The organism is Bosea sp. F3-2 (assembly GCF_008253865.1).
Classification (GTDB): domain Bacteria; phylum Pseudomonadota; class Alphaproteobacteria; order Rhizobiales; family Beijerinckiaceae; genus Allobosea.
In genome coordinates this window covers 287754-310935 of record NZ_CP042331.1, presented here as the reverse complement: position 1 = coordinate 310935, position 23182 = coordinate 287754, and the positions used below count along the sequence as shown (strand labels likewise).

The 23182-nt window shown below is 66.6% G+C and carries 22 protein-coding genes, 1 tRNA gene and 1 pseudogene; 11 read left to right on the top strand and 13 right to left on the bottom strand.

Going from position 1 to position 23182, the window contains the following annotated elements; translation table 11 throughout:
* Nucleotides 1-12 precede the first annotated feature (12 nt).
* Nucleotides 13-306, bottom strand: a complete 294-nt coding sequence (locus tag FQV39_RS01560) for a type II toxin-antitoxin system RelE/ParE family toxin (RefSeq protein WP_149128707.1) — start codon at nt 304-306, stop codon at nt 13-15.
* Nucleotides 299-541 carry a type II toxin-antitoxin system ParD family antitoxin gene (locus FQV39_RS01555; protein WP_149128706.1) on the bottom strand — a complete coding sequence of 81 codons (243 nt, stop codon included), beginning with the start codon at nt 539-541 and terminating at the stop codon, nt 299-301. The genes FQV39_RS01560 and FQV39_RS01555 overlap by 8 nt, the downstream gene beginning before the upstream one ends.
* A 269-nt stretch (nt 542-810) precedes the next feature.
* Here FQV39_RS01555 and FQV39_RS01550 point away from each other — a divergent pair, with 269 nt between their 5' ends.
* Nucleotides 811-1491, top strand: coding sequence for a DUF2270 domain-containing protein (locus FQV39_RS01550; RefSeq protein ID WP_149128705.1), 681 nt, complete (start codon nt 811-813; stop codon nt 1489-1491).
* 143 nt (nt 1492-1634) lie between these two features.
* Here FQV39_RS01550 and FQV39_RS01545 read toward each other — a convergent pair whose 3' ends face one another.
* Complete coding sequence (locus FQV39_RS01545) at nt 1635-2072, bottom strand: DUF1489 family protein (RefSeq protein WP_149128704.1); 438 nt, start codon at nt 2070-2072, stop codon at nt 1635-1637.
* 644 nt (nt 2073-2716) lie between these two features.
* On the opposite strand from FQV39_RS01545, the gene FQV39_RS01540 reads away from it, so the two are divergent.
* Complete coding sequence (locus FQV39_RS01540; protein WP_149128703.1) at nt 2717-3484, top strand: SDR family NAD(P)-dependent oxidoreductase; 768 nt, start codon at nt 2717-2719, stop codon at nt 3482-3484.
* A complete protein-coding gene (locus FQV39_RS01535; RefSeq protein WP_149128702.1) occupies nt 3481-3726 on the top strand; it encodes an aminoglycoside phosphotransferase family protein in 246 nt (81 codons plus the stop codon). Before FQV39_RS01540 ends, FQV39_RS01535 begins: the two co-directional genes overlap by 4 nt.
* Before the next feature lie 191 nt (nt 3727-3917).
* Here FQV39_RS01535 and FQV39_RS01530 read toward each other — a convergent pair whose 3' ends face one another.
* The 3 genes from FQV39_RS01530 to FQV39_RS01520 all read right to left on the bottom strand — a co-directional run bounded on the left by FQV39_RS01530 (nt 3918) and on the right by FQV39_RS01520 (nt 7638).
* The gene (locus tag FQV39_RS01530; protein ID WP_149128701.1) at nt 3918-5903 is read right to left on the bottom strand and encodes an acetyl-CoA carboxylase biotin carboxylase subunit; all 1986 of its coding nucleotides are present in this window, start codon (nt 5901-5903) and stop codon (nt 3918-3920) included.
* A gap of 133 nt (nt 5904-6036) precedes the next feature.
* Nucleotides 6037-6684 (bottom strand): cation efflux transmembrane domain-containing protein, encoded by a 648-nt coding sequence (locus FQV39_RS01525; RefSeq protein WP_248313201.1) that lies wholly within the window; start codon nt 6682-6684, stop codon nt 6037-6039.
* Between the two features lie 192 nt (nt 6685-6876).
* Nucleotides 6877-7638, bottom strand: a complete 762-nt coding sequence (locus tag FQV39_RS01520) for an SDR family oxidoreductase (RefSeq protein ID WP_149128699.1) — start codon at nt 7636-7638, stop codon at nt 6877-6879.
* A 153-nt stretch (nt 7639-7791) separates the two neighbouring features.
* Between FQV39_RS01520 and FQV39_RS01515 the strand changes: the two genes are divergently transcribed.
* A complete protein-coding gene (locus FQV39_RS01515; protein ID WP_149128698.1) occupies nt 7792-8877 on the top strand; it encodes a Kelch repeat-containing protein in 1086 nt (361 codons plus the stop codon).
* A 42-nt stretch (nt 8878-8919) separates the two neighbouring features.
* Here FQV39_RS01515 and FQV39_RS01510 read toward each other — a convergent pair whose 3' ends face one another.
* The 3 genes from FQV39_RS01510 to lipB form a co-directional block, all read right to left on the bottom strand.
* Nucleotides 8920-9312, bottom strand: a complete 393-nt coding sequence (locus FQV39_RS01510) for a GFA family protein (RefSeq protein WP_149128697.1) — start codon at nt 9310-9312, stop codon at nt 8920-8922.
* Nucleotides 9313-9368: 56 nt separating this feature from the next.
* Entirely contained in the window at nt 9369-10976 is a 1608-nt protein-coding gene (locus FQV39_RS01505) for a carboxyl transferase domain-containing protein (RefSeq protein ID WP_149128696.1), read from the bottom strand.
* 250 nt (nt 10977-11226) lie between these two features.
* Nucleotides 11227-11931 (bottom strand): lipoyl(octanoyl) transferase LipB, encoded by a 705-nt coding sequence (gene lipB, locus FQV39_RS01500; protein WP_149128695.1) that lies wholly within the window; start codon nt 11929-11931, stop codon nt 11227-11229.
* A 136-nt stretch (nt 11932-12067) separates the two neighbouring features.
* Here lipB and FQV39_RS01495 point away from each other — a divergent pair, with 136 nt between their 5' ends.
* The 5 genes and pseudogenes from FQV39_RS01495 (at nt 12068) to FQV39_RS01475 (ending at nt 15910) form a co-directional block, all read left to right on the top strand.
* Nucleotides 12068-12337: a FliM/FliN family flagellar motor switch protein gene (locus tag FQV39_RS01495; RefSeq protein ID WP_149128694.1), complete on the top strand. Its 270-nt coding sequence runs from the start codon at nt 12068-12070 to the stop codon at nt 12335-12337.
* Between the two features lie 126 nt (nt 12338-12463).
* Nucleotides 12464-12548: transfer RNA gene (locus FQV39_RS01490), tRNA-Leu, on the top strand.
* Nucleotides 12549-12766: 218 nt separating this feature from the next.
* Nucleotides 12767-13540: pseudogene (locus FQV39_RS01485) on the top strand (glycoside hydrolase family 25 protein); the annotation flags it as partial.
* A 342-nt stretch (nt 13541-13882) separates the two neighbouring features.
* A complete protein-coding gene (locus FQV39_RS01480; protein WP_248313200.1) occupies nt 13883-14824 on the top strand; it encodes a glycoside hydrolase family 25 protein in 942 nt (313 codons plus the stop codon).
* A gap of 93 nt (nt 14825-14917) precedes the next feature.
* Complete coding sequence (locus FQV39_RS01475; RefSeq protein WP_149128691.1) at nt 14918-15910, top strand: CorA family divalent cation transporter; 993 nt, start codon at nt 14918-14920, stop codon at nt 15908-15910.
* Nucleotides 15911-16033: 123 nt separating this feature from the next.
* On the opposite strand, the gene FQV39_RS01470 is transcribed toward FQV39_RS01475, so the two are convergent.
* The 3 genes from FQV39_RS01470 to FQV39_RS01460 form a co-directional block, all read right to left on the bottom strand.
* Nucleotides 16034-17647, bottom strand: coding sequence for a M14 family metallopeptidase (locus tag FQV39_RS01470; protein ID WP_187640137.1), 1614 nt, complete (start codon nt 17645-17647; stop codon nt 16034-16036).
* Between the two features lie 103 nt (nt 17648-17750).
* Nucleotides 17751-18743 carry a CDF family Co(II)/Ni(II) efflux transporter DmeF gene (gene dmeF / locus FQV39_RS01465; RefSeq protein WP_149128689.1) on the bottom strand — a complete coding sequence of 331 codons (993 nt, stop codon included), beginning with the start codon at nt 18741-18743 and terminating at the stop codon, nt 17751-17753.
* Between the two features lie 27 nt (nt 18744-18770).
* Nucleotides 18771-19037, bottom strand: coding sequence for a metal-sensing transcriptional repressor (locus FQV39_RS01460; protein WP_149128688.1), 267 nt, complete (start codon nt 19035-19037; stop codon nt 18771-18773).
* A gap of 207 nt (nt 19038-19244) precedes the next feature.
* Here FQV39_RS01460 and FQV39_RS01455 point away from each other — a divergent pair, with 207 nt between their 5' ends.
* Together FQV39_RS01455 and FQV39_RS01450 are read left to right on the top strand one after the other, a co-directional pair.
* A complete protein-coding gene (locus FQV39_RS01455) occupies nt 19245-20417 on the top strand; it encodes an isovaleryl-CoA dehydrogenase (protein WP_149128687.1) in 1173 nt (390 codons plus the stop codon).
* 143 nt (nt 20418-20560) lie between these two features.
* Nucleotides 20561-21079, top strand: a complete 519-nt coding sequence (locus FQV39_RS01450) for a gamma-glutamylcyclotransferase family protein (protein ID WP_149128686.1) — start codon at nt 20561-20563, stop codon at nt 21077-21079.
* A gap of 113 nt (nt 21080-21192) precedes the next feature.
* Here FQV39_RS01450 and FQV39_RS01445 read toward each other — a convergent pair whose 3' ends face one another.
* Nucleotides 21193-22986: an ABC transporter ATP-binding protein gene (locus FQV39_RS01445; RefSeq protein ID WP_149128685.1), complete on the bottom strand. Its 1794-nt coding sequence runs from the start codon at nt 22984-22986 to the stop codon at nt 21193-21195.
* Between the last annotated feature and the right edge of the window lie 196 nt (nt 22987-23182).

The window sequence follows — 23182 nt, the reverse complement described above, 5'->3', positions numbered from 1 at the left end:
AGCCTGACGCGCTCAGAGATGCCGATCGACATCCATCCGCTGGTGCAGAATGCGGATGACGTCGATCCCGGCGGATGACTGACGATAAGAGACAAGGTGCGCGCCGACCGCGTACTTGCAGTAGCCGGTGCGAATATCGACCGGCCGCCCCTTCTTGGCACCACGTGCCAGCCCCTCGAAGGCAGCAACGAGAGCGGCGTGATAGCTTTCGGCCTGTTCGACTGACCAGCGCCGGGCCGCCCAGGACCAGATCACCTCAAGATCGGCAAGGGCGAGCGGCGAAAGCCGATAGTGCCCTTCAACCATGCCGTTCGCGCATTCGTCTCAGGAAGGCGTCGTTGTCGAACGGTGCGGGCTCGCCCGATTCTTCTCCGGCTACCAAAGCGTCTCGCAGCGTCTGGACGCGCGCCTCATGCTCCTCAAGCAGCCGCAGCCCCGCACGCACGACATCGCTCGCCGAGCCGTAGCGACCGCTTTTGACCTGTTGGCCGACGAAGGTGCTGAAATGATCTCCGAGCGAGATCGACGTATTCTTGGCCATTCGCGAAACCCTCCGATACCAAATAGTACCAAAATTGGGTATCTCCGGCAATCTGCGGTTACAGCAACCCCAGCCCTGCCAGCTCGCGTGAGGGGCCGGAAAGCAGGGCTCGCCTTTCCTCCAGGGTAGCGCCGAGCCTTACTGCTCCCACCCAACCTCCCCCGGTGCGGGCATGCCCGTCGCTCGGAAGAGAGTCGCGAAATGCAGCACTCGATGGGATAGAATGCAACCGATCCCGCTGCGGCCGGATCGACTGTGGGGAGGGCGCCATGGCCGAAGCTGAAACGGCCCAGCAGCGTCGGGAACTCACTGGCGCTGAGCTTGGGGCGCTCTCGCATCTCTATCGCGGCGAAATCTACCGCAGCACGGTCTGGCGCACCCGGCTGGACACCACCACCAACTGGGCAGTCGTGACCCTGGGCGTGGCCCTTTCCATCACCTTCTCGTCACCGAGCGCTTCGCCGCTGCCGCTGGTTCTGGTCGGGATCCTGATCCTGTTCTTTCTCATGCTCGAAGCGCGCCGCTATCGCTATTTCAATGTGTGGCGGGCCCGGGCGCGCTGGCTCGAAAGGCACCTTTTCGCCCCGCTGCTCAGAAGCGGCGCCCCCCATGGGGAAGGAGACTGGCGCAAGGTGCTCGCCGAGGACTATCTGCACCCGCATTACCACACCAGCTTCATGACCGCGGTCGGCCGCCGTATTCGGCGCAACTATCTCTGGATCCTGCTGATCCAGACCGTGTCCTATATCGGCAAGCTGATCGTGCACCCGGCCCCGCTCACCACATTGGATCAATTGTGGCGCCGGGCCGATGTCGGACCGATCCCAGGAGAGATCGTCGCGGCAGCAGGGGTGATCTATATCAGCGTCTGGCTCGGTATCGCGCTGTGGAGCGAGTGGAGCGATCGGGCCAGGCTCGGACGGGCGCCAAGCTCCAGCAGCATGGGATGAGTTCCCACGAGATGTCCTAGAGAATTTCCGCGTTTCTCCGAATCGCGGAAATTCTCATCGCATTTTCTTAACGCGAACCGGAATCCACTTCGCTCGAAAATGCTTTAAGAGCTGGCCCCGCCCGGCGATGCCCGGCGTCCGCCCTACAGCAGCCCCAGCCCCGCGAGCTCCCGCCGCAGCTCCTCCGGCATCTCGCCGAGATCGCCGCCGTGGTCGGCAAGGTCGCGCGGCGCGTCCTTGGCCTGGAGATAGCGCCAGCCCTGGAAGGGGCGGAACGGGCGCGGCTCGACCGGAACCACCACCGGCTCCATGACGAGATGGCAGCGGCCGATGCCCTCGGCATCGGTAAAGGGTCGGATGTCGGTCAGGCGCTGGCGCGCCGAGATCTGGCCCTTGATCACCCAGTAGAGCGAGCCGCCATCGAGGATCTCCTCGATCTTCTTCGGCACCATGCGTGTGGTGTGCAATTGTTCAGCCGGCTCGCCGCGGGCACGCCGCTGCGCCTGACGTTCGGCGATCCATTCCTCGAGGTCGGCGATCGATTCCGCGCCGACGCAGAGCTTGAGCAGGTGAAGGGACATGTCCGCTAAAATAAGCCCCGGAGAGCCGGGCTGCCAGCCTCCCCGGCCCTTCTCCACAGGCCGCCCGCGCGGATCGCGCAGGAAGAAACGCCGCATGCCGCACAGGCCTAATGTCCCGTGGACATTTGGCCAAGCTGGCCTTGTTGTGGCACCGCCGTCATTCCGGGGCAGGCCGAAGGCCTGAGCCCGGAACCCATGAACACTGTCTCAGCAGGAAGAGCAGTGCTCCGAACCGGTCCGGCCCTATCTGGAGCGTCGTGTTCATGGGTTCCGGGCTCGGCCCCAAGGGGCCGCCCCGGAATGACGGCGACGGTTCCGGCGGATCCATCTCGACAACCGTCCACACCGCCTAGATGCATGCTGCGTTTTCATGGAACCGCGGGTCATCCCGGCCGGAGAGCCGGGATCCATGCCTGACGATTTCTCGGAAGCGCTCTGGCATGGATCCCGGGTCAAGCCCGGGATGACGCCGTGGTTCCGCGCAAAATCAACAGCGTCCAGCTTCAGCCGTAGTCCATGACGGGGTGCATATCAAAAATGCCGCCATGGAAGGGTTTTGCCCGGTCCGGTTCGGCGGTTAGCATGTTCGCCACGATACGCTTCACCGTCATGCTCTTTCCCTCGACAGGCTACGGACGATCATCATGCGCGGACTCGCAGGCAAGGCCATCCTCGTTACCGGCTCCTCCACCGGCATCGGCTATGCCATGGCCGAGCGCCTCATTGCCGAAGGCGCGAAGGTGCTGATCCATGGCCGCGACCCGGCCGAGGTCGATGCGGCGGTCGCGCGGCTCGGCGCCGCCGCCAGCGGCACGACCGGCGACCTCGCCGAGCCCACCGCGGCGCAGGCCATCGTCGATGCCGCGGTCGGCGCCTTCGGCCGCATCGACGGGCTCGTCAACAATGCCGGCATCTATCCGCGCGGCATCCTCGGCGAGACCACGGCCAGCTTCTTCGACCACATGTTCGCGATCAACACCCGGGCGCCGCTGCTCTGCGCGGAGGCGGCGATCCGCGCTTTCCGGGCTCAGAAGTCGCCAGGCGCCATCGTCACCGTTGGCTCGATCAACGCCTATTGCGGGCTATCGAACCTGACCGTCTATTCGATGTCGAAGGGCGCGCTGATGACGATGACGCGCAACCTCGCCAATACGCTCGGCCCGGAGCGCATCCGCGCCAACCAGCTCAATGTCGGCTGGACCTGGACCGCGAACGAGGACGCGACGCAGCAGCGCGAGGGCCAGCTCCCCGGCTGGCAAAACCATGTCCCGCTCCGCCATGCCCCGACCGGCCGCATCATGCAGCCGGAAGAGATCGCAGCACATACCGCCTTCTGGCTCTCCGACGACAGCGCTCCAGTCTCCGGCCAGATCTACGAGGCAGAGCAATTCCCGATCATCGGCCGGGGATGAACGAGATATCGCTCAAGTCCTTCGAGCCCTGGCTCGCGCGCTGGCAGCTTGTCCCGGACGGAGCACCGCTCGCGACGCATGCCAGCCGCCTGCTGCCCGTCCTTCAGGGCAGTGCGCCCGCGATGCGCAAGCTGCCCGAGGCCGAGGACAAGCGACGCGGCTACCTGCCGCTGGAATATTGGAATGGTAACGGCGCCGCCAGCCTTCTCGCCCGCAGCGAGAATGGTCTTTTTCGTTCGTAACCACGCCGTCATCCCGGACGAAGCGAAGCGCAGATCCGGGATCCATCACAGAGCTCCGGAGTCCGACGATGGATCCCGGATCAGCGCGGCTTCGCCGCTTGTCCGGGATGACGAGGCGGCTCACCCGCGCGGTCACCCCAAAACTGAATCAGCACTTCAGCAAGCACCCACAAGCAATTCCATCGATTCGACTATTCGCCGATCACCACCACCTTCGCGCCTTCGGCGACCTGCGCGCCGGGCTCGCCCGAGACCTCGCTGACCGTGCCGTCGCGCGGAGCGGTCAGCACATGCTCCATCTTCATCGCCTCGACGATGGCGAGACGCTGGCCCTTGGTCACGGCCTCGCCGGGCGCGACGAAGAGGGCGACGAGCTTGCCGTGCATCGGCGCCTTGATCACACCGCCGGAGCCCGCAGCCGCATCGAGATCGACCTTGAAAGGGTCGAACAGCGACACGGCTGTCTGCCGGCCGCGATGCAGCGCGAACCAGGTGCCGCCCTCGCCTTCGGCCAGCGCGATCTCATGCTCGCCCTCGCCGATCTCATGGCCGGGCAGGCTGACGCGCGCATCCTCGCCATGCCACTCGATCCGCGCCTCGATGCGCTCGCCATCGACCAGCAGCGGCAGGCCGAGCGGCTGGCGCGGCATCAGCGAGAAGGCGTCGGGGTCGAGCCAGGGCGAGCGGGACTCGCCCTCCGCCCGGCCGGCGGCCTCGACCATGCCGGCCGCCTGCCGCTCTTCCTCGAGCTGCAAGGCGGCCGCTGCCACGGCCGCCGCATCGAGCGGCTGCGGCTCGGCGCCGAGCGCGCTGATGTTGCGGTCGATGAAGCCGGTATCGAACGGCCCGGTCCGGAAGCCCTCGGCCTCGGTCAGCTTCTTGAGGAAAGCGAGATTGGTGCGCGGGCCGGCGACGATGGTCTCGCCCAGCGCTGCGCCCAGCCGGTCGAGCGCCTCGTCACGCGTCGCACCATGGGCGATCACCTTGGCGATCATCGGGTCGTAGAACGGCGTCACCGTATCGCCGGCCTCGACACCGGTGTCGATGCGGATGCCCTCGCCGTCCGCGAATTGCAGCGCCCAGAGCTTGCCGGTCGAGGGCAGGAAACCCTTTTCAGGATCCTCGGCATAGAGCCGCGCCTCGACGGCATGGCCCTTCGCCGCGACATCGGCCTGCGTGAAGCCGAGCGGCTCGCCCGCCGCGACCTTGAGCTGCAGCTCGACGAGATCGAGCCCGGTGATCGCCTCCGTCACCGGATGCTCGACCTGCAGGCGCGTATTCATCTCCATGAAATAGAAGCGGTCGGCGCGCAGGCCGTCGCGGCCATCGGCGATGAACTCGACAGTCCCGGCCCCGACATAGCCGACGGCCTTCGCCGCCTCCGTCGCCGCCTTGCCCATGGCGGCGCGGACTTCCGGCGTCATCCCCGGCGCCGGCGCCTCCTCGATCACCTTCTGGTGGCGACGCTGCAGCGAGCAGTCGCGCTCGTAGAGGTGGACGACATTGCCGTGGCTGTCGCCAAAGACCTGGATTTCGACGTGGCGTGGCGAGAGCACGTATTTCTCGACCAGCACGCGGGCATCGCCGAAGGCGCTCGAGGCCTCGCGCTGGGCGCTGGTCAGGGCATCGGTGAAATCCTCAGGCCTGTCGACCTTCTTCATGCCCTTGCCGCCGCCGCCGGCGACCGCCTTGATCAGCACGGGGTAGCCGATCCGCTCCGCCTCCCCGGCGAGGAAGCCGGAATCCTGCTCGGCACCGTGATAGCCCGGCACCACCGGCACATCGGCCTTCTCGACCAGCGCCTTGGCAGCGTCCTTCAGCCCCATCGCCCGGATGGCGGAGGCCGGCGGGCCGACGAAGACGATGCCCGCCGCCGCGCAGGCATCGGCGAACTCGGCATTCTCGGAGAGGAAGCCATAGCCAGGATGGATGCAGGCGGCGCCTGCCTCCTTCGCCACGGCGAGGATCTTGGCAGCGTCGAGATAGCTCTCGCGGGCCGGGGCCGGGCCGATATGGTAGGCCTCATCAGCCATCTGCACGAACAGCGCCTCGGCATCGGCATCCGAATAGACGGAGATGGTGCGCAGGCCGAGCCGCTTCGCAGTGCGGATGACCCGGCAGGCGATCTCGCCGCGATTGGCGATCAGGATGGAGGGCAGCTTGGCGGCGATCGTCATGGCGGCGGCATCCTTGAAAGGCTTTTCGCCTTTATAGCCCGCTCGCCGCTCCTGTCTGCGCCTTGTTGTGCAAACTGGTTTGGGCCGCTTCCGAATCCGCGCCCCGCATTGGCATGAGAGACGGATTGACCGATCAAGTTAAAGAAACTTGATCAGATCCGGCTCTGAGCGAGCGCCAGATCGCCCATGTCGCCTGGAAGGCGAGCCCGGCGACGAAGAGGTCGAACAGATATTCCGGCCAGCGCACTGGCGCGACGCGCGCCACGAGCCCGACCAGCGCAAAACCTGTCGTCGAGATCGCATCGTTGCGGCTCGACAGCCAGGTCGCCTTGATCACCGGATTGCCTTCGCGCCGGAAGCGCCAGAGCGCGGCGATGACCAGCAGCGCGATGATAATGGCGCTCGCCGCTGCGAAGCCCAGCGTCCAGATCTCGATCGGGCGCGGGCGGACAATCTTGTCCCAGAGGTCGTAGAGCGAGTGGAAGCCGGCCACGGCCATGATCGCGCCGATCGCGATGGCCGCCAGCCGCTCGGCCCGCGCATCGCGGCCGAAGACCAGCGCGGCGATGCCGTAAAGCGCGACGTCGTAGACCCAGTCGACGGCGTCCTTGAAGAGCTGGGCGTTGCCGATGGCGAGGGCCCAGACGACGGTCACCGCCGCCTGGATCAGGATACCGAGCGCAATGCCCCAGATCGTCAGCGTATAGGCGCGGGCAACGGCGGGGTTCGGGGCCGTCGCTCCGCCTCCCCCGTCATGATCGGGCTTGTCCCGACCATCCACGTCTTGCCACGCCTCAGCCATTCCAAAACCCCGCCATTCCGGACAAGCGGCGAAGCCGCGCCGATCCGGAATCCATCGTAAGGCAATCACTCTACGATGGATTCCGGCTCTCCGCGGAGTTTACCCTTGGGCCGATCAAAGATCGGACCCGAGGGCTGCGTCCGGAATGACGGCTGTTGGTTCGGTGAGACTTCACCCGCGCCCGACGAGCGGGGCCTTGGTCGCCATCACCGTGACGAAGAGGATGTTCGCATCCAGCGGCAGGCCGGCCATATGCAGCACGGTCGAGGCGACGTGATCGACATCCATCACCGGCTCGACCTTGATCGAGCCATCCGCCTGCGGCACGCCGGTCGTCATTTTCTGCGCCATGTCGGTCAGCGCGTTGCCGATATCGACCTGGCCGACGGCGATGTCGTATTTGCGCCCGTCGAGCGAGGCGGTCTTGGTCAGGCCCGAGATCGCATGCTTGGTCGCGGTATAGGCCACCGAGTTCGGCCGCGGCACCTGCGCCGAGATCGAGCCGTTGTTGATGATGCGCCCGCCGCGCGGCTCCTGCTCCTTCATCGCCTTGAAGGCAGCCTGGGTGCAGAGGAAAGGCCCGGTCAGGTTGGTGTCGACGACCTTCTGCCAGTCCTCCAGCGAAAGGTCTTCCAGCAGCACGCCGCCCGGCGCGTTGACGCCGGCATTGTTGAACAGCACGTCGACCCGGCCGAAGGCCGCCTTGGCCTTTGCGAACAGGTTCTCGACCGAGGCCTTGTCGGTCACGTCGGTCGAAACCGCGAGCGCGCGGCTCTTGTCGACGCCGGAGAGTGCGATCGTCTCCTCCAGCGCATCCACGCGACGCCCGGCCAGCACGGTACGGTAGCCGTCCTTCAGGAAGGCGATGGCGACCGACCGCCCTACGCCCGAGCCGGCTCCGGTGATGATCGCGACCTTGTTATGCCCTGACATGCGTTTCCTCGCGTTTCCTGCGGTTTAAATCGTTTGAGATGGCGCACGACCATAGCGGCTGGAACCGCTCGGGGGAACTGTGCGGCCGCCCGGCCTTCATGCGCTTGCCGCCCGCCAGCTCTGCCTTATCGTTGTAGTCGGGAGGACGACGCGATGACCAGCCTGAACCGCCGCCACCTGCTTGCTGCCGGCGCCGCCACATTCGCCGGCCCGGCGCTCGCCCAGCAGCCGGGCCATGAGCACCATGGCCCGCAATATGAGCGGCTGAGCCAGCCGGGGCTGATCGATAAGCCCGAGCTCGCCGCCACGCAGAACGTCTTCGACTCGCCGGCGCCGAAAGCGGCCTCGCCCGGCCGCTGGAGCCCGCAGGCGCCGCTGCCGCTGCCGCGCTCCGAGATGGCCTGGGCCACGGCCTTCGAGGGCAAGATGCACGTCGTCGGCGGCTATGCCGAGCAGCGCGTCGACCGACCCTATCATCATGTCTACGAAGCCACGGCCGACCGCTGGAGCGATGCGGCGCCGCTGCCGCTCGGCGCCAACCATGTCGGCGTCGCCTTCCTCGATGGCAAGCTCTACGCCATCGGCGGCTTCCTCGAGCAGAACCGCAAGCCGCATCCGCGCTGCTTCGTCTACGACCCCAAGGCCGATCGCTGGGCCGAGATCGCCTCCCTGCCCAATGCGGTCGGCTCGGCCGGGGTCGTCGGGCTGAACGGCCGCCTCCACGTCATCGGCGGCGCCATCGGCGACACCTTCGACACCAAGAAATCGATCGACTGGCACCTGACCTATGAGCCCAAGGCTGATCGCTGGGACAAGCGCATGCCCATGCCAACGGCGCGCGACCACACCGGCACGCTCGCCATCGGCAATCTGATCCATGTCATCGGCGGGCGCGTCGATTCCTTCCACACCAACTCGAATCTGCACCACGCCTATGATCCGGCGACGGATAAATGGGCGATGCGCGCACCCCTGCCCACCGCCCGCTCAGGCCATGGCGCTGTGCTCTATCGCGGCAAGGTCTTCGCGATGGGTGGGGAAGGCACCAACCGCGTCTTCGGTCAGATGGAGGCCTATGATCCGGCGGCCGATGGTTGGGAGCAGTACGCGCCGATGCCGACGCCCCGCCACGGCCTCGGCGCAGCACTGGTCGGCGATGCGATTCACGTCGCCGGCGGCGGCCCGATCATGGGCGGCGGCGTGCAGAGCGCGGTGCACGAGGCATTTACGCTGGGCTGAGGCGCGCAACGCGGACGTCCTGGTCGCCACGCTACGCGAACCTTATTCCTCGGAGCGGCTCGTGGCATCGCGATCGCGCTCGTATCGCCTCTTGAGCGGGAACGGCGGCAGCCAGGACTCGCGACGGACGGTCCAGAGCTCGTAGGTCGGCATCAGCTGGTCGGGAGCGTCCAGGGACCCCAGATTCACCTCGATTTCGTCGGCACTGCGGGCGAAAACCTGCGAGCCGCAGCGGGGACAGAAGAACCGCCCGGCATAATCGCGGGTCTCGCCATCGATCGTCACGGCGTCCTGAGGGAACACCGCGGAAGCGTGGAATAGAGCCCCGTGCTGCTTGCGGCAATCGAGGCAGTGACAAAGACCGACCCGGTAGGGCCGCCCCGAGGCCACGATGCGAACGTTTCCGCATCGGCAACCACCGGTGAATCGGTCCATGCTGCGCCTCCTGGAAATCGGGCGACCCGGCTGCCGGAAGCGGATTTCTCCGCTCCTCACATCCGGAACACGCCAAACCTGGTCTCGGGCACCTCGGCATTGAGTGTGGCAGAGAAGGCCAGCGCCAGCACGCGGCGGGTCTCGGAGGGCAGGATGATGCCGTCGTCCCAGAGCCGGGCCGTCGCAAAGTAGGGCGATCCTTCTTCTTCGTAGCGGTTGCGGATCGGCGCCTTGAACGCCTCCTCATCCGCTGCCGGCCAGCTCTTGCCCTCGGCCTCGATATTGTCGCGGCGCACGGTGGCGAGCACGCTCGCCGCCTGCTCGCCACCCATCACCGAGATGCGCGAATTCGGCCAGGTGAAGAGGAAGCGCGGCGAATAGGCTCGCCCGCACATGCCGTAATTGCCGGCGCCGAAGGAGCCGCCGACCAGCACCGTGATCTTCGGTACCCGCGCGGAGGCGACGGCGGTGACGAGCTTGGCACCGTCCTTGGCGATACCGCGCGTCTCGACATCGCGGCCGACCATGAAGCCGGTGATGTTCTGCAGGAAGAGCAGCGGGATGCGCCGCTGGCAGCACAATTCGATGAAATGCGCGCCCTTCAGTGCACTTTCCGAGAACAGGATGCCGTTATTGGCGATGATGCCGACCGGGATGCCGTGGATGCGGGCGAAGCCGGTCACCAGCGTCGTGCCGTAGAGCTTCTTGAATTCGTCGAACTCCGAGCCGTCGACGAGGCGCGCGATGACCTCGCGAATGTCGTACTGCTTCTTGAGATCGGTCGGGACGACCGCTTCGAGCTCGGTCGGGTCATAGAGCGGCTCGACCGGCTCGGCGATGTCGATGTCCGGCCGCTTCACGCTGTTGAGGTTGCCGGCGATGCGCCGGGCGATGGCGAGCGCATGGGTGTCGTCGCCGGCATAGTGATCCGCAACGCCCGAGAGCCTTGCATGGACATCGGCGCCGCCGAGATCCTCGGCCGAGACGACCTCGCCGGTCGCGGCCTTCACCAGCGGCGGGCCGCCGAGGAAGATCGTGCCTTGCTTCCTGACGATGACCGTCTCGTCCGACATCGCCGGCACATAGGCGCCGCCCGCGGTGCAGGATCCCATCACCACCGCGACCTGCGGGATGCCCTCGGCCGAGAGCGTCGCCTGATTGTAGAAGATGCGGCCGAAATGCTCGCGGTCGGGGAAGACCTCGGTCTGGTGCGGCAGGTTCGCGCCGCCGGAATCGACGAGATAGATGCAGGGCAGACGGTTCTCGCGCGCGATCTCCTGGGCGCGCAGATGCTTCTTCACCGTCATCGGATAGTAGGTACCGCCTTTGATCGTCGCATCGTTGCAGACGATCATGCATTCCCGACCCGCCACGCGCCCGATGCCGGCGATCATGCCGGCGCCATGGACATCGCCCTCATACATGCCGAAGGCGGCGAGCGAACCGATCTCAAGGAAGGCCGAGCCCGGATCGGTCAGGCGCAGCACGCGCTCGCGGGGCAGCAGCTTGCCGCGTGCCGTGTGGCGCTCGCGCGATTTGGCGTTGCCGCCGAGCGCGGCGGTTGCGCGCCGTTCCTGCAGTTCATCGCGCAGAGTTGCCCAGGCTTCGGCATTGGCGCGCGTTTCGGCCGAATTCAGATCGACCTTGCTCTCGATGACAGGCACGGGCGCGCTCCCTCGACGACAATCCTTGGCTCGAGGTTATGGCGTGCCCTATCGAAAACGCCAACCGGCACGGACGCCCCCGCGCAAATCCGCATCGATGCACGGGGCGAGGCCCCGCTCTCCCGTCATTGCGAGCGCAGCGAAGCAATCCAGGGGGACTGGGCTGAAGCGTTCAACCCAGTCCCCCTGGATTGCTTCGTCGCTTCGCTCCTCGCAATGACGGGAGAGCGGGGCCTCACCGGACGGCCAATCAGGCCAAAACCGTCGGCCCGAACACGCGCTCGAAGGCTTCGCGCAGCACCGAATCGGCCTCCGGCATCGTCACCGGCAGACCGAGATCGACGAGCGAGGTCACGCCATGCTGGCTGACGCCGCAGGGCACGATGCCGTCGAAATGCGAGAGATCGGGATCGACGTTGAACGAAATGCCGTGGAACGAAACCCAGCGGCGCACGCGGATGCCGATCGCGGCGATCTTGTCCTCGGTCCCAGTGCCCTTCTCGGGCCGGCGCACCCAGACGCCGACCCTGTCCTCGCGCCGCTCGCCGCGAATGTTGAAATCGTCGAGCGCACCGATCAGCCAGCCTTCGAGCGCGGCGACGAAGCGGCGCAGATCCGGCTGACGCCGTTTCAGGTCGAGCATGACATAGGCCACGCGCTGGCCGGGGCCGTGATAGGTGAACTGCCCGCCCCGCCCCGACCGAAAGACCGGGAAGCGCTCCGGCGCAATCAGATCCTCGTCGCGCGCCGAAGTGCCGGCCGTATAGAGCGGCGGGTGCTCGACCAGCCAGACGCGCTCGCGCGCCTTGCCGTCGGCAATCAGGCCCGCGCGCAGCTCCATCTCGGCGACCGCCTCGTCATAGCCCGTCAGCCCTTCGGCCACGACCCATTCGACTGGCTCGGAGACCGCCTCCGGCAGGAAGGAGACGGCCAGTTCCTCACGCATCTTCACCATGGCTTAACCATGTTCCGTTCAATCTTTCCCGGCCGGCGAGGTCCGGCGCGGCCATCGGCAAGCCTGATGCGCCGAAAACCGGCAGGCAGGCAAGTTTCGCTGGTCCAATTCTGAAGTAGGGCTCCGGAGGCAGGACTTGAAGGCCGATCTCGATCTCGTTCCTGTCGAGCTCACCGTGGTGCTGGGGCAGACCCAGATGCCGATCTACAAGCTGCTGCGACTCGGCCGCGGCGCCATCATCGAGCTCAACGCCAGCGAGACCGACGAAGTCCAGATTCTCGCCAACAACCACCCCTTCGCCAAGGGAATCGTCGTGGTCAGCGGCGCGAGGATCTCCGTCGAGATCACCCAGATGCTGAAGCGTCCGACGATCTACACACTGCAGAGCGTCGCCGAGGCCGCCTGAACCGGCTCATTCTGGGGAAAATTCGATATCGTTCGTTTTTCCACAATGACACTCTTGTGGCGACGGATTCGATTTGCTAGATCGGCGCCGCTCACCGGATGCACCGCCCGCAACCGGAACCGAGCTGCGGTCGTGGCGGAACTGGTAGACGCACTACCTTGAGGTGGTAGCGGGGAGACCCGTGGAGGTTCGAGTCCTCTCGACCGCACCATATTCGGACGATGTCCAGCGAAAGGCGACCCTCGGGTCGCCTTTCGTGTTTCCGGCTACATCGCAAAGCGTTGCGAGGAAACCTTCACGCTCTGCAGCAACGACGAATCGGATAGGTCGCACGGCCGAATCACGGAGCTGCCACGGATTGGGCTGACAGGCGGCAGAACTTTGGTAACGTAAACCGCCCGTCAAGCATTCTCCGCAATTCTCCGCGAGATGAACTCCCGCCGCATGCAATGCTCCCGCCTCCTGCCCTTTCTGGCTGCCGCCGCTTTCGCGGTCCTCGGCGGCTGCGTGGCGCTCGACAACTATCCGTCGAAGGGCGATGCGCGCCCTCACCCCGGCGTTGCTGCGGCCCATAGCTATCCGGTCCACGGCATCGACATCTCGCGCTGGCAGGGCGAGATCGACTGGGCTTCGGTCAAGGCGGCCGGCACCCGTTTCGTCTACATGAAGGCGACCGAGGGCGGCGACCATGTCGATCCTGCCTTCCAGCGCAACTGGGAAGGCGCGCGTCGCGCCGGCATCCCGCGTGGCGCCTACCATTTCGTCTACTGGTGCCGTCCGGCGCACGAGCAGGCGGTCTGGTTCAAGCAGCAGATCCCCAACGACGCCGATGCGCTGCCGCCGGTGCTCGACGTCGAGTGGAACGGCCACTCCCGCACCTGCCCGCAGAAGATCGCCCCCGAGCTGGCGCGCGAGAAGATCCAGCTCATGTTGAGGGAGCTGGAGCAGCTCACCGGCAAGAAGCCGGTGATCTATACGGACATCACCTTCCACCGCGAGGTCCTGGAAGGGCATTTCAACGAGTATCCCTACTGGATCCGCTCGACGGCGGCCCTGCCGGAAGTGCGCTACAGCAACCGCAACTGGGCCTTCTGGCAGTTCACGACCACCGGCCGCGTCCCCGGCATCAAGGGCGATGTCGATCGCAACGCCTTCTTCGGCTCGGAAAGCCATTTCGCCAGCTGGCTGCGCGGCGAATACGACATCGGCACGCGCACTTGGGACAAGCGGGAGGCGGGTCCGCAACTGGCGGCGGCCCCTGCTCCCCAGCAACCTCCCTCACCGGCTCCTGCTTCCGGCCCGGCACCGGAAGAGCCAAGCGACGTGCCGGTCGCGCGCATCCCGGGCAGCGTTCCCTCCGTCGCCTCCGCCTTCCAGCCGAACCGCGTGGCCGCCAGGACGGTTCAGGCGTCCGACCTCGACGACTAAGCGGCCCGCCGGCCCCGCGATTAACCAAGGCTGAAACTCTTCGTTAGACTGCGCGGCAATTCTAACCGCTGCTTAACCACGCTCCCGCCATCTGGACCTGTGATGCGGGAGAGACACATGCCAGCGGGCAAGCTGACCAGCAGACGGACCGGCCTCGGAGCCCTTGCCCTTGCGGTGCTTCTGACCTGCTTTGTCGAGCCGGCACTGGCGCTCTATCCGAAGAAGGGCGACAGCGCCCCGCATCACGGCGTCCGCGACGCGCGGCGCAAGACCATCCAGGGCATCGACGTCTCGCGCTGGCAGGGCGAGATCGACTGGGCGAGGGTCAAGGACGCCGGGACCCGCTTCGCCTTCATCAAGGCGACAGAGGGCGGCGACCACCTCGATCCGAACTTCAAGCGCAACTGGTCGGAGGCGAAAAAGCACGGAATCCCGCGCAGCGCCTATCACTTCGTCTGGTGGTGCCGCTCCGCGAAGGATCAGGTGCGCTGGATCAAGAAGCACATCCCGCGCGACCCTGATGCGCTGCCCCCCGTCCTCGACGTCGAATGGCAGAACGACTCGCAATGCACCCGCAAGATCTCGCGCGAGCTGGCGCTCGCCAAGATCACCGAGATGCTGAAGGGCTTGCGTGAGCACACCGGCAAGAAGCCGATCATCTACACCGATATCAATTTCCACGAGGATGTGCTGGAGGGCGAACTCAAGGATTACCCGTTCTGGCTGCGCTCGACCGCCGCGCCGCTGGCCAAGCGCTATGCCCGGGATCGCTGGGAATTCTGGCAGTTCACCACCACCGGGCGCGTGCCCGGCATCTCCGGCGATGTCGATCGCAACGCCTTCTTCGGCAGCGAGCGCGAGTTCGAAGCCTGGCGCCAAGGCCGCTTCGACATCGGATCGCGCAAATGGCACGGCGGCGAGCCGAAGATTGCCGAACAGAGGGCGCTGCCGACACCGGCCGGCGCCCGCGCGCCGGGAGCCGCGGGCGGTACGCAGCTTCGCTTCGCGCCTCCAGGGCGCATCCCGCCTGCGCGCACCGCCGCCAACCGCAACGAGTAAGCCACAGACAGCGGCCGTCACGCCGTTGTCACATGCGCAGCGCCCTTAGGCGCCGCGCCGCCCAGCACTTCGCGGCGGCAGCGGAAGCAGGGCATGCCGAGCGACGTCCAATCCCAGTCCGGTATCATCTGGGCCTATCGCTTCGATGAGGAGGGGCTGCCGAACCGGGTTCCGCGCGACACCTTGCCGGAACTCACTCCAGCCGAAGGCTTCGTCTGGCTGCATCTCGACCTCGTCCACACGCGGGCGCAGAGCTGGATCGGTGAACAGCCCCTGCCGGACGCAACGCAGGAAGCGTTCCTCTCACACGAGCAGCACCAGCGGCTCGACCATTCGGCCAACCTCGCCTGGGGCGTCTCGCACGACCTGATCCGCGACATCGCCGACAAATCGGAGGATGTCGGGGCGCTGCGCTGGATCATCGGCGACAGGTTCCTGCTGACAGGCCGCCGCGAGGCGCTGCACTCGATCCGCATGACAGCGGAAGCGCTCGATCGCGGCGAGCCGGCCGCGAGCCCTGCCGGGCTGTTCGAGCAGATCATCGAATACATCATCGACGACATCACCGATGCCGTCGTCCGTCTCGTCGACGAGACCGACAGCGTCGAGGATCACATCCTGCTTGATCGGCTGCATGACGGGCCGCAGCGCGTCGGCGCGGTGCGCCGGACAGCCGTCCGCCTGCACCGGCAGCTCAGCGGGTTGCATGTGCTGTTCCGCCGCTTCGCCGAGACGCAGTCCGGCCGTAGCGCCCCCGATGCGGTCAAGGCTGCGGCCATGCGGCTGCTCCAGCGCATCGATGGCCTGCACCATGATGTCCAGTCCGTGCAGGATCGCGCCCGGCTGCTGCAGGACGAAATCGCCGCCCGCTCGGCCAGCCGCACCAACCGACAGCTTTATGTCCTCTCGCTGCTGACGGCGCTGTTCCTACCGGCAACCTTCATCACCGGCCTGTTCGGCATCAATGTGAAGGGGTTGCCCTGGGTCGAGTCGGATTTCGGCGCGGCCTTCGTGACTCTGTCCTGCATCAGCGCCGCGCTGTTCACGCTGATCCTGCTGCGCCGCCGCGGCGTGATCGGCGACTGAACCTCGAGAGCACGCGCCGACCGGATTGCAACGCAATCTGGTCGGATCACGCGTTCTCTATCAATAGCTTAGAGACGGCTTCACCGATCAGGTTGATTCAACCTGATCGGATCCGGCTCTAGGTCATGGCCCTGCGAGAGCCGCGGCTGGCCGCTCCGTGATGCGGACCACGTCGAGCATCCCGCCTTCCACCACGGGCAGAACACGATTCGCCGCGAGCCCGGCCTGGCTTTCCGGCTCCAGCATCACCGGCAACAGCGCCGCCAGTGGCTGATCGAGGCCGATATAGACATCGCCGGGCTCGAGCTGGATCGAAGCCTGTTCGAGGGCATAGCTGCCCTTCACGATCTGCCCGGCGCCGGTATCGTCGCCACGCCCGTCCTCCTTGGCGCCGAGTTCGACCTTGACGACCCGGTAGCGCTCGCCCGCCACCGTTGCCGCCTTGGCGATTGTCTGCGTCGTAAGGCCGAGCCGGCGCAGCGCTTCGATCGCATCGCTAGCCTTCCCAGGCAGGACATAGCCAGCGGGTCGCGGGCGCGTCAGCGTGGTGTCCATGTCGAGGGAGGAGAGCCATTTCACCTCGACCACGCGATCCTGTCCCGTTGCCGGATCGATGAAGATCAGCTTGCGCTGCTCCGGCCGCTGCCGCGCCGTGACAATGAACGGCGTGCCCGGCTTGATCGCCACGACCTCGGCCTCTGCCCGGCGCGTCGCCGCCAGGATCTCGCCGGGTCGCTGGGCGGCGAGCCTGAGCATCGCCGCGGCGGCAACGACATGGGAATGGACCCGCCGCGCCAGATGCGCCCGGCCAAGCCCGACACCGCGCGTCTCCAGCAAAAGGCTGACCGCATTGCGCAATCCGGCGACGTTGCGCCCGGTATCGGCGCCGATGCTGCCCATTGCCACCGGCGAGGCCGGGTTGGCGCCGTCGGTCGTGTGATACCAGTCATAGGTGACACCGGCCGTATCGAAGGCCGAGCGGAGTGCCGGCAGCACGACCTCGTCCTGGATCTGCTTCAGCGACGGCGCGAGGTTCGGCACCGTCGCGGCCTGGATCATCCCGTCGATCCGGACCAGCCCACCGGTCTTCTCGACCCAGCGCCCGGCGACCGTGAATTCGTGGCAATCCAGCAGGATGTCCGGGCGATAGCGCGTGAACAGCTCGGCGATCGCCCGGATCTCGGGGGTGCGCAGCTGCGTGTGGTCGCGGTTGGGATCGATCCCGTCGGTCAGGGCGCGGCGAAAGCGGTCAGCTCCATCCGGATTGCCGCGCGGCACGATCACGACATCGATCGCGTCGAGCAGCGGCGCGAGATCGCCAGTGCCCAGCCGCTCAGCCAGCACCAGCATGGCTTCGCCGCCGGCCGGCTCGTTGCCGTGCTGCTGGCCGATCAGCATCACCACCGGCCGCTGGCCCTTGCCAACCGCGTCGATGCTGTGGCGCGTGAACACCAGGGCGGGCATGTCGCGCCCCTCCTGGCTCTTCGCCACGATCGACAGCGTCATCTGCGGCGCGCGGACAGCGAGATCCGTCAGGAACGCCATCATTTCGCTCTGGCTGGTGAAATCAGCCTTGCCCGGCGCGAAGGCCGGCGTGGTGTAAGTGACAGGCGGATCGGGATAGCGCTCCGCCACCGCCTCGCTCTCGCGATAGGCGGATTCCGGCTTGAACTGCGCCTGGGCCATGCCGCCCAACGCGACGACCAGACAGGCCGCGAGGATAATCCGACCGCTCATGGAGCCCTCCCGGCCCGGTGCATCCGCAGCCATCCTAGGCTTCGAGCCGAGTGCCCCGCAACGTCCGCGGGCGGTCTCCGCACAGATGCGAAGACCGCTGCCTTCACGCCGCGGCGGGGTGCGTGTTCACCTCTACGGTGACATGCGAGAGCGTCGGCAGATCGGCGAGCAGCGCCTTGTAGGCCGCGGGCGGCTTGGGCTGGCCAGTGACGATCGAGACGATCGCGCTGCGGTGACCCGGGCCGACCTGCCAGAGATGGAGGTCGGCGATCTCGGCCCCCTCGGCAGCGAGCCTCTCGCCGATGCGCTTCGCCAGCGCCTCGTCCGGCACGGTGTCGAGCAGCACGGCGCCGGAAGTGCGCAGCAGACCGACCGACCAATGCGCGATGACGCAGGCACCGACGATGCCCATCACCGGATCGAGCCAGACCCAGCCATAGAAGCGGCCGCCGAGCAGCGCCGTGATCGCCAGGATCGAGGTGAAGGCATCCGCGAGCACATGCATGTAGGCGGCGCGCAGATTGGTGTCCGCGCCGTGACCGCCATGGGCATGGTGGTGACCGTGATCGTGGTGATCATGGCTGTGGTGATCATGGCCATGATTCCGATGGCCTGCGCCGCCATGGCTATGCCCGTGATCATGGTCGTGCCCGTCGCTCAGCAACCAGGCACTCACGAGATTGACCAGAAGCCCCAGCACGGCAACCGCCGTCGCCTGGGTGAAGTCGATCGCGATCGGCGTGTAGAGCCGCAGCGCCGACTCCCAGGCGACCGCGAGCGCGATGAACATCAGCAATAGCGCGCTGGCAAAGGCGGCGAGATCGCCGAGCTTGCCCGTTCCAAAGCTGAAGCGGCGGTCGCGTGCATGCTGCCGCGCGAAGCGATAGGCGAAGGCTGCGATGCCGAGCGCCGCGGCATGGGTCGACATGTGCCAGCCATCAGCGACGAGGGCCATCGAGCCGAAGACCGTGCCGGCCACGATCTCGGCGACCATGGTGACGGCCGTCAGGCCGACGACGAGCCAGGTGCGCCGCTCGTGGCGATCATGCGCACTGCCGAGAAAGACGTGTTCGTGCTGGGCAGGAAAGCTGTTCATGTGCGGCATCGCTGCGCTCCGCGGCGTTCAGAGATATTTGGTGAGGGCCTTGAGCTCCTCGATCGACTTGCGCGCCTCGGGCGTCGCGGCCTGGGCGTGGTCGAAGAGGTGATGCTCGATATGGTCGAAGATCAGCAGCGACTTGACCTTCTCCAGAGCCTTCTCGACGGCCTGGAGCTGCTGCACCACCTCGGGAACCACCCTGCCCGCCTCGACCATTCCGACAACGGTGCCGAGATGGCCCTGCGCGCGGCGCAGGCGGTTGATGATGTCGGGATCCATTGCATGACTCATGCACCATATCCTATCCCCCTGGATAGGATATGCAACATCCCGCCTCCGCAGCCGAAATGGTATGCCGGCGATGTCAACGGCAGCCCGGGCTAAGGCATCGACGCCAAACCGCGCCGGGCGCGGCTGCACACTGACGCCCCGGCCCCGGACGGCTATAACAGGGGCAAAGGGAGCCCCGCTCCCAACGATCTTCCGGGAGGTTCCGCCATGCTTGCCAACGCGCCGCGCCCCTTCAACTTCGACCTCGGCGAGACCGCCGACGCCATCCGCGACACCGTTCATGCCTTCGCGCAGGAGAAGATCGCCCCGCGCGCCGAGGAGATCGACCGCACCAACCAGTTCCCGCGCGATCTCTGGCCGGAGATGGGTGCGCTCGGCCTGCACGGCATCACAGTCGAGGAGGAGTATGGCGGCGCCGGGCTCGGCTATCTTGAGCATTGCGTCGCGGTCGAGGAGGTTTCACGCGCCTCGGCCTCGGTCGGCCTTTCCTACGGCGCCCATTCCAACCTCTGCGTCAACCAGATCCGCCGCAACGGCAACGAGGCGCAGAAGCGCAAATACCTGCCCGGGCTGATCTCCGGCGAGCATGTCGGCGCGCTCGCCATGTCCGAGCCCGGCTCGGGCTCGGACGTGGTTTCGATGCGCACCCGTGCCGAGAAGAAGGGTGACCGCTACATCCTCAACGGCAACAAGATGTGGATCACCAACGGTCCGATCGCCGAGACGCTGGTGGTCTACGCCAAGACCGATCCGGAAGCCGGGTCGCGCGGCATCACCGCCTTCCTGATCGAGAAGGGCATGAAGGGCTTCTCGACCCATCAGAAGCTCGACAAGCTCGGCATGCGCGGCTCGGACACCTGCGAGCTCGTCTTTCAGGATTGCGAGGTGCCGGAGGAGAACGTGCTCGGCCAGGTCGGCCGCGGCGTCAACGTGCTGATGAGCGGCCTCGACTACGAGCGCGTCGTGCTCTCGGCGGGCCCGATCGGCATCATGCAGGCGGCGCTCGACGTGGTCATGCCCTATGTCCATGAGCGCAAGCAGTTCGGGCAGTCGATCGGCGAGTTCCAGCTCGTCCAGGGCAAGGTCGCCGACATGTATGTCGCGATGAATTCCTGCCGCGCCTATGTCTACTCCGTCGCCAAGGCCTGCGACCGTGGCGAGACCACCCGCGAGGATGCCGCTGGCGCGATCCTGATCGCAGCCGAGAAGGCGACGCAGGTCGCGCTCGACGCCATCCAGCTCCTCGGCGGCAACGGCTACATCAACGACTACCCGACCGGCCGCCTGCTGCGCGACGCCAAGCTCTACGAGATCGGCGCCGGCACCAGCGAGATCAGGCGAATGCTGATCGGCCGGGAACTGTTCAACAAGACGAAGTGACGAGCGGCGATCGCTGCTCGTCATGCCCGGGCTTGACCCGGGCATCTCGGGACGAGATGGCTTTGGCATGAGGAACGCGCCTCATGCGGCGAGAGATTCTCGGGTCTGCGCTGCGCTCCGCCCGAGAATGACGTGAGGCCCCGATGCCCCTCTATTTCGCCTACGGCCTCAACATGGACCCGGCCGGAATGGCCGCACGCTGCCCGAACTCGCGCGCGCTCGGCCCCGCCCGCTTGCCGCGTCACCGCTTCATCGTCACCCGCGACGGCTACGCCTCGGCGATCCGCGATCCGCGCGACGAGGTCCATGGCGTGCTCTGGGACTGCTCGCTCGGCGACATGCGGGGGCTCGACAAATTCGAGGACATCGCCAGCGGCCTCTATGTCAAGATCAGCCAGCCGGTGATCGTGCCGGGCGGCGCCAAGCGCGCGCTGATCTATATCGGCCGCTCCGCCGATCCGGGGAAACCCAAGCCCGGCTATATGGAGACGGTCATCGCCGGCGCAAAACATTTCGGCCTGCCAGAGACTTACGTCACGAGCCTGAATCGCTTTCTGACCAAACCGAATCTGGATCTGAAGCCGTTGAATCAGGATGCGGGCGAACCGCTGCCACCCGGCCCGGTGAAGGGAGTCAGGCCGCGCGCACTCGCGCCGAAATAGAACCGCGACGTCATGCTCGGGCTTGACCCGAGCATCTCATGACGCAGAGGCGCCCTCCGCGGCACGAGATTCTCGGGTCCGCGCTGAGCGCAGCCCGAGAATGACGCCCTTCATTACGCCGCCAGCCCCTTCGCCAGCTCGCTGACCTGCTTCTCGAAGAGCGCGCGATAGGCGCCGCCCTCGCGGGTCAGCAGGGCCTCGTGCGGGCCTTCCTCGACCACGCGGCCGCGATCAAAGACCAGGATGCGGTCCATGGCCCGCACCGTCGAGAGACGGTGCGCGACCACGATCGTGGTGCGGCCTTCCATCAGGCGCTCGATCGCCTGCTGGATCAGCGCCTCCGATTCCGAGTCGAGGCTCGAGGTCGCCTCGTCCAGGATCAGGATCGGCGCATCGGCCAGGAAGGCGCGGGCCAGCGCGACGCGCTGACGCTCGCCGCCCGAGAGCTTGATGCCGCGTTCGCCGACGAGCGTGGCGTAGCCCTTGGGCAGGCGCATGATGAACTCATGCGCGTTGGCGAGCTTCGCCGCCTGCTCGATCTGCGCCTGGCTGGCGCCCGGCCGGCCATAGGCGATGTTCTCCGCCAGCGAACGGTGGAACAGCACCGGCTCCTGCTGCACGATCGCGATCTGCTGGCGCAGCGACGCCTGGGTGACGCCGGCGATGTCCTGCCCGTCGATCGCGATGCGGCCGGAGGTGACGTCGTAGAGCCGCTGCACCAACTTGACGAAGGTCGTCTTGCCAGAGCCCGAGCGACCGACGAGGCCCACCTTCTCGCCGCCGCGGATGGTCAGCGAGAAGTCGCGATAGAGCGGATCGTGATGGCCGCCATAATGGAAGGTCACGTTCTCGAAGGCGATCTCGCCTGCGGTCACGCCCATCGCCACCGCGCCCTTCCGGTCCGGCACGCCATAGGGAAGATCGTGCATCCAGACGAGCTCCTCCATGTCGTTGACCGAGCGCTGCAGGTTATGGACGTGCTGGCCGACATCGCGCAGATAGCCATGCACCACCGCATAGGCGGTCAGCACGAAGGCGACGTCGCCCGGGCTCGCCTGCCCGTTCGCCCACAGCCAGATCACGAGTCCGATCACCGCCGCGCGCAGCACCAGCAGAACCACGTTCTGGCCGGTGCCCGACCAGGTGCCGCGCAGCCAGGCGCGGCTCGTCCTGAGGCTCCACTTCGACACCACGGTCGCAAGGCGCAGATCCTCGCGCGCCTCGGCGCCATAGGCCTTCACCACCGGGTTGCAGGTGATGGCGTCGGCCAGCGCGCCGCCGAGGCGGGTGTCCCAGGCATTGCCCAGCCGTGCGGCCGGTGCGACGAAGCGCAGCGACAGCGCGAGCGTCAGCCCGATATAGGCCAGCGCCCCCAATGCCACGACGAGCCCCATCGCCGGCCAATGCCAGGCCAGCACCACCGTCATGCCGAGCAGGATGACGAGCGAGGGCAGTAGCGCGATCAGGATCGTGTCGGTCAGCAGGTCGAGCGCCCACATGCCGCGCGTGATCTTGCGCACCGTCGAGCCAGCGAAGTTGTTGGCGTGCCAGTCGGTCGAGAAACGCTGCAAGCGTGCGAACGCCTCCAGCGCCACGTCGCTCATCGTGCGCAGCGTCATGGTGGTCAGGCCGACGAAGGCGAAATGCCGCCCGAGCACCATGATGGCGGCGAGCACCATCATGGCCCCGAGCGCCCACAGCGCCGCTTCCGCGCCGCCGACGCTGCTCGCCACCGCATCGACGAGGCGGCCGGCATAGACCGGCGTGAACAGCTCGGCGAGCGTCGCGGCGATGGTGACGCCGGCGACCCAGGCGACCTGCCCGGGCTGACGCGCCCAATGACGGAAAGTGAAGCCGAGAACGGCCCGGAACGGCTCCCGCCGCCCGGTTTGAGTATCAAGAGACATAGCGTCATTCGGCACCGAGGCGGCACCGACTCCGGATCAGGCAGAGACGACGACGCGCGCCGGCTCCGGCAATGAAAGAAAATCGTTTGGAAAAGGCTCAGGAGACCGCCAGTTGGCGGGCCTCGTGCGAAACCGACCTAGTGTCGAGGCGGTCGCATGGGAGTGACAGCGGTGGTGACGATTACCATTCAGCCCT

Coding starts and splice junctions, on each gene's coding strand:
- FQV39_RS01560 (WP_149128707.1), bottom strand. CDS start 306: ATGGTTGAAGGGCACTATCGGCTTTCGCCGCTCGCCCTTGCCGATCTT.
- FQV39_RS01555 (WP_149128706.1), bottom strand. CDS start 541: ATGGCCAAGAATACGTCGATCTCGCTCGGAGATCATTTCAGCACCTTC.
- FQV39_RS01550 (WP_149128705.1), top strand. CDS start 811: ATGGCCGAAGCTGAAACGGCCCAGCAGCGTCGGGAACTCACTGGCGCT.
- FQV39_RS01545 (WP_149128704.1), bottom strand. CDS start 2,072: ATGTCCCTTCACCTGCTCAAGCTCTGCGTCGGCGCGGAATCGATCGCC.
- FQV39_RS01540 (WP_149128703.1), top strand. CDS start 2,717: ATGCGCGGACTCGCAGGCAAGGCCATCCTCGTTACCGGCTCCTCCACC.
- FQV39_RS01535 (WP_149128702.1), top strand. CDS start 3,481: ATGAACGAGATATCGCTCAAGTCCTTCGAGCCCTGGCTCGCGCGCTGG.
- FQV39_RS01530 (WP_149128701.1), bottom strand. CDS start 5,903: ATGACGATCGCCGCCAAGCTGCCCTCCATCCTGATCGCCAATCGCGGC.
- FQV39_RS01520 (WP_149128699.1), bottom strand. CDS start 7,638: ATGTCAGGGCATAACAAGGTCGCGATCATCACCGGAGCCGGCTCGGGC.
- FQV39_RS01515 (WP_149128698.1), top strand. CDS start 7,792: ATGACCAGCCTGAACCGCCGCCACCTGCTTGCTGCCGGCGCCGCCACA.
- FQV39_RS01510 (WP_149128697.1), bottom strand. CDS start 9,312: ATGGACCGATTCACCGGTGGTTGCCGATGCGGAAACGTTCGCATCGTG.
- lipB (WP_149128695.1), bottom strand. CDS start 11,931: ATGGTGAAGATGCGTGAGGAACTGGCCGTCTCCTTCCTGCCGGAGGCG.
- FQV39_RS01480 (WP_248313200.1), top strand. CDS start 13,883: ATGCCAGCGGGCAAGCTGACCAGCAGACGGACCGGCCTCGGAGCCCTT.
- FQV39_RS01475 (WP_149128691.1), top strand. CDS start 14,918: ATGCCGAGCGACGTCCAATCCCAGTCCGGTATCATCTGGGCCTATCGC.
- FQV39_RS01470 (WP_187640137.1), bottom strand. CDS start 17,647: ATGAGCGGTCGGATTATCCTCGCGGCCTGTCTGGTCGTCGCGTTGGGC.
- dmeF (WP_149128689.1), bottom strand. CDS start 18,743: ATGAACAGCTTTCCTGCCCAGCACGAACACGTCTTTCTCGGCAGTGCG.
- FQV39_RS01460 (WP_149128688.1), bottom strand. CDS start 19,037: ATGAGTCATGCAATGGATCCCGACATCATCAACCGCCTGCGCCGCGCG.
- FQV39_RS01455 (WP_149128687.1), top strand. CDS start 19,245: ATGCTTGCCAACGCGCCGCGCCCCTTCAACTTCGACCTCGGCGAGACC.
- FQV39_RS01450 (WP_149128686.1), top strand. CDS start 20,561: ATGCCCCTCTATTTCGCCTACGGCCTCAACATGGACCCGGCCGGAATG.
- FQV39_RS01445 (WP_149128685.1), bottom strand. CDS start 22,986: ATGTCTCTTGATACTCAAACCGGGCGGCGGGAGCCGTTCCGGGCCGTT.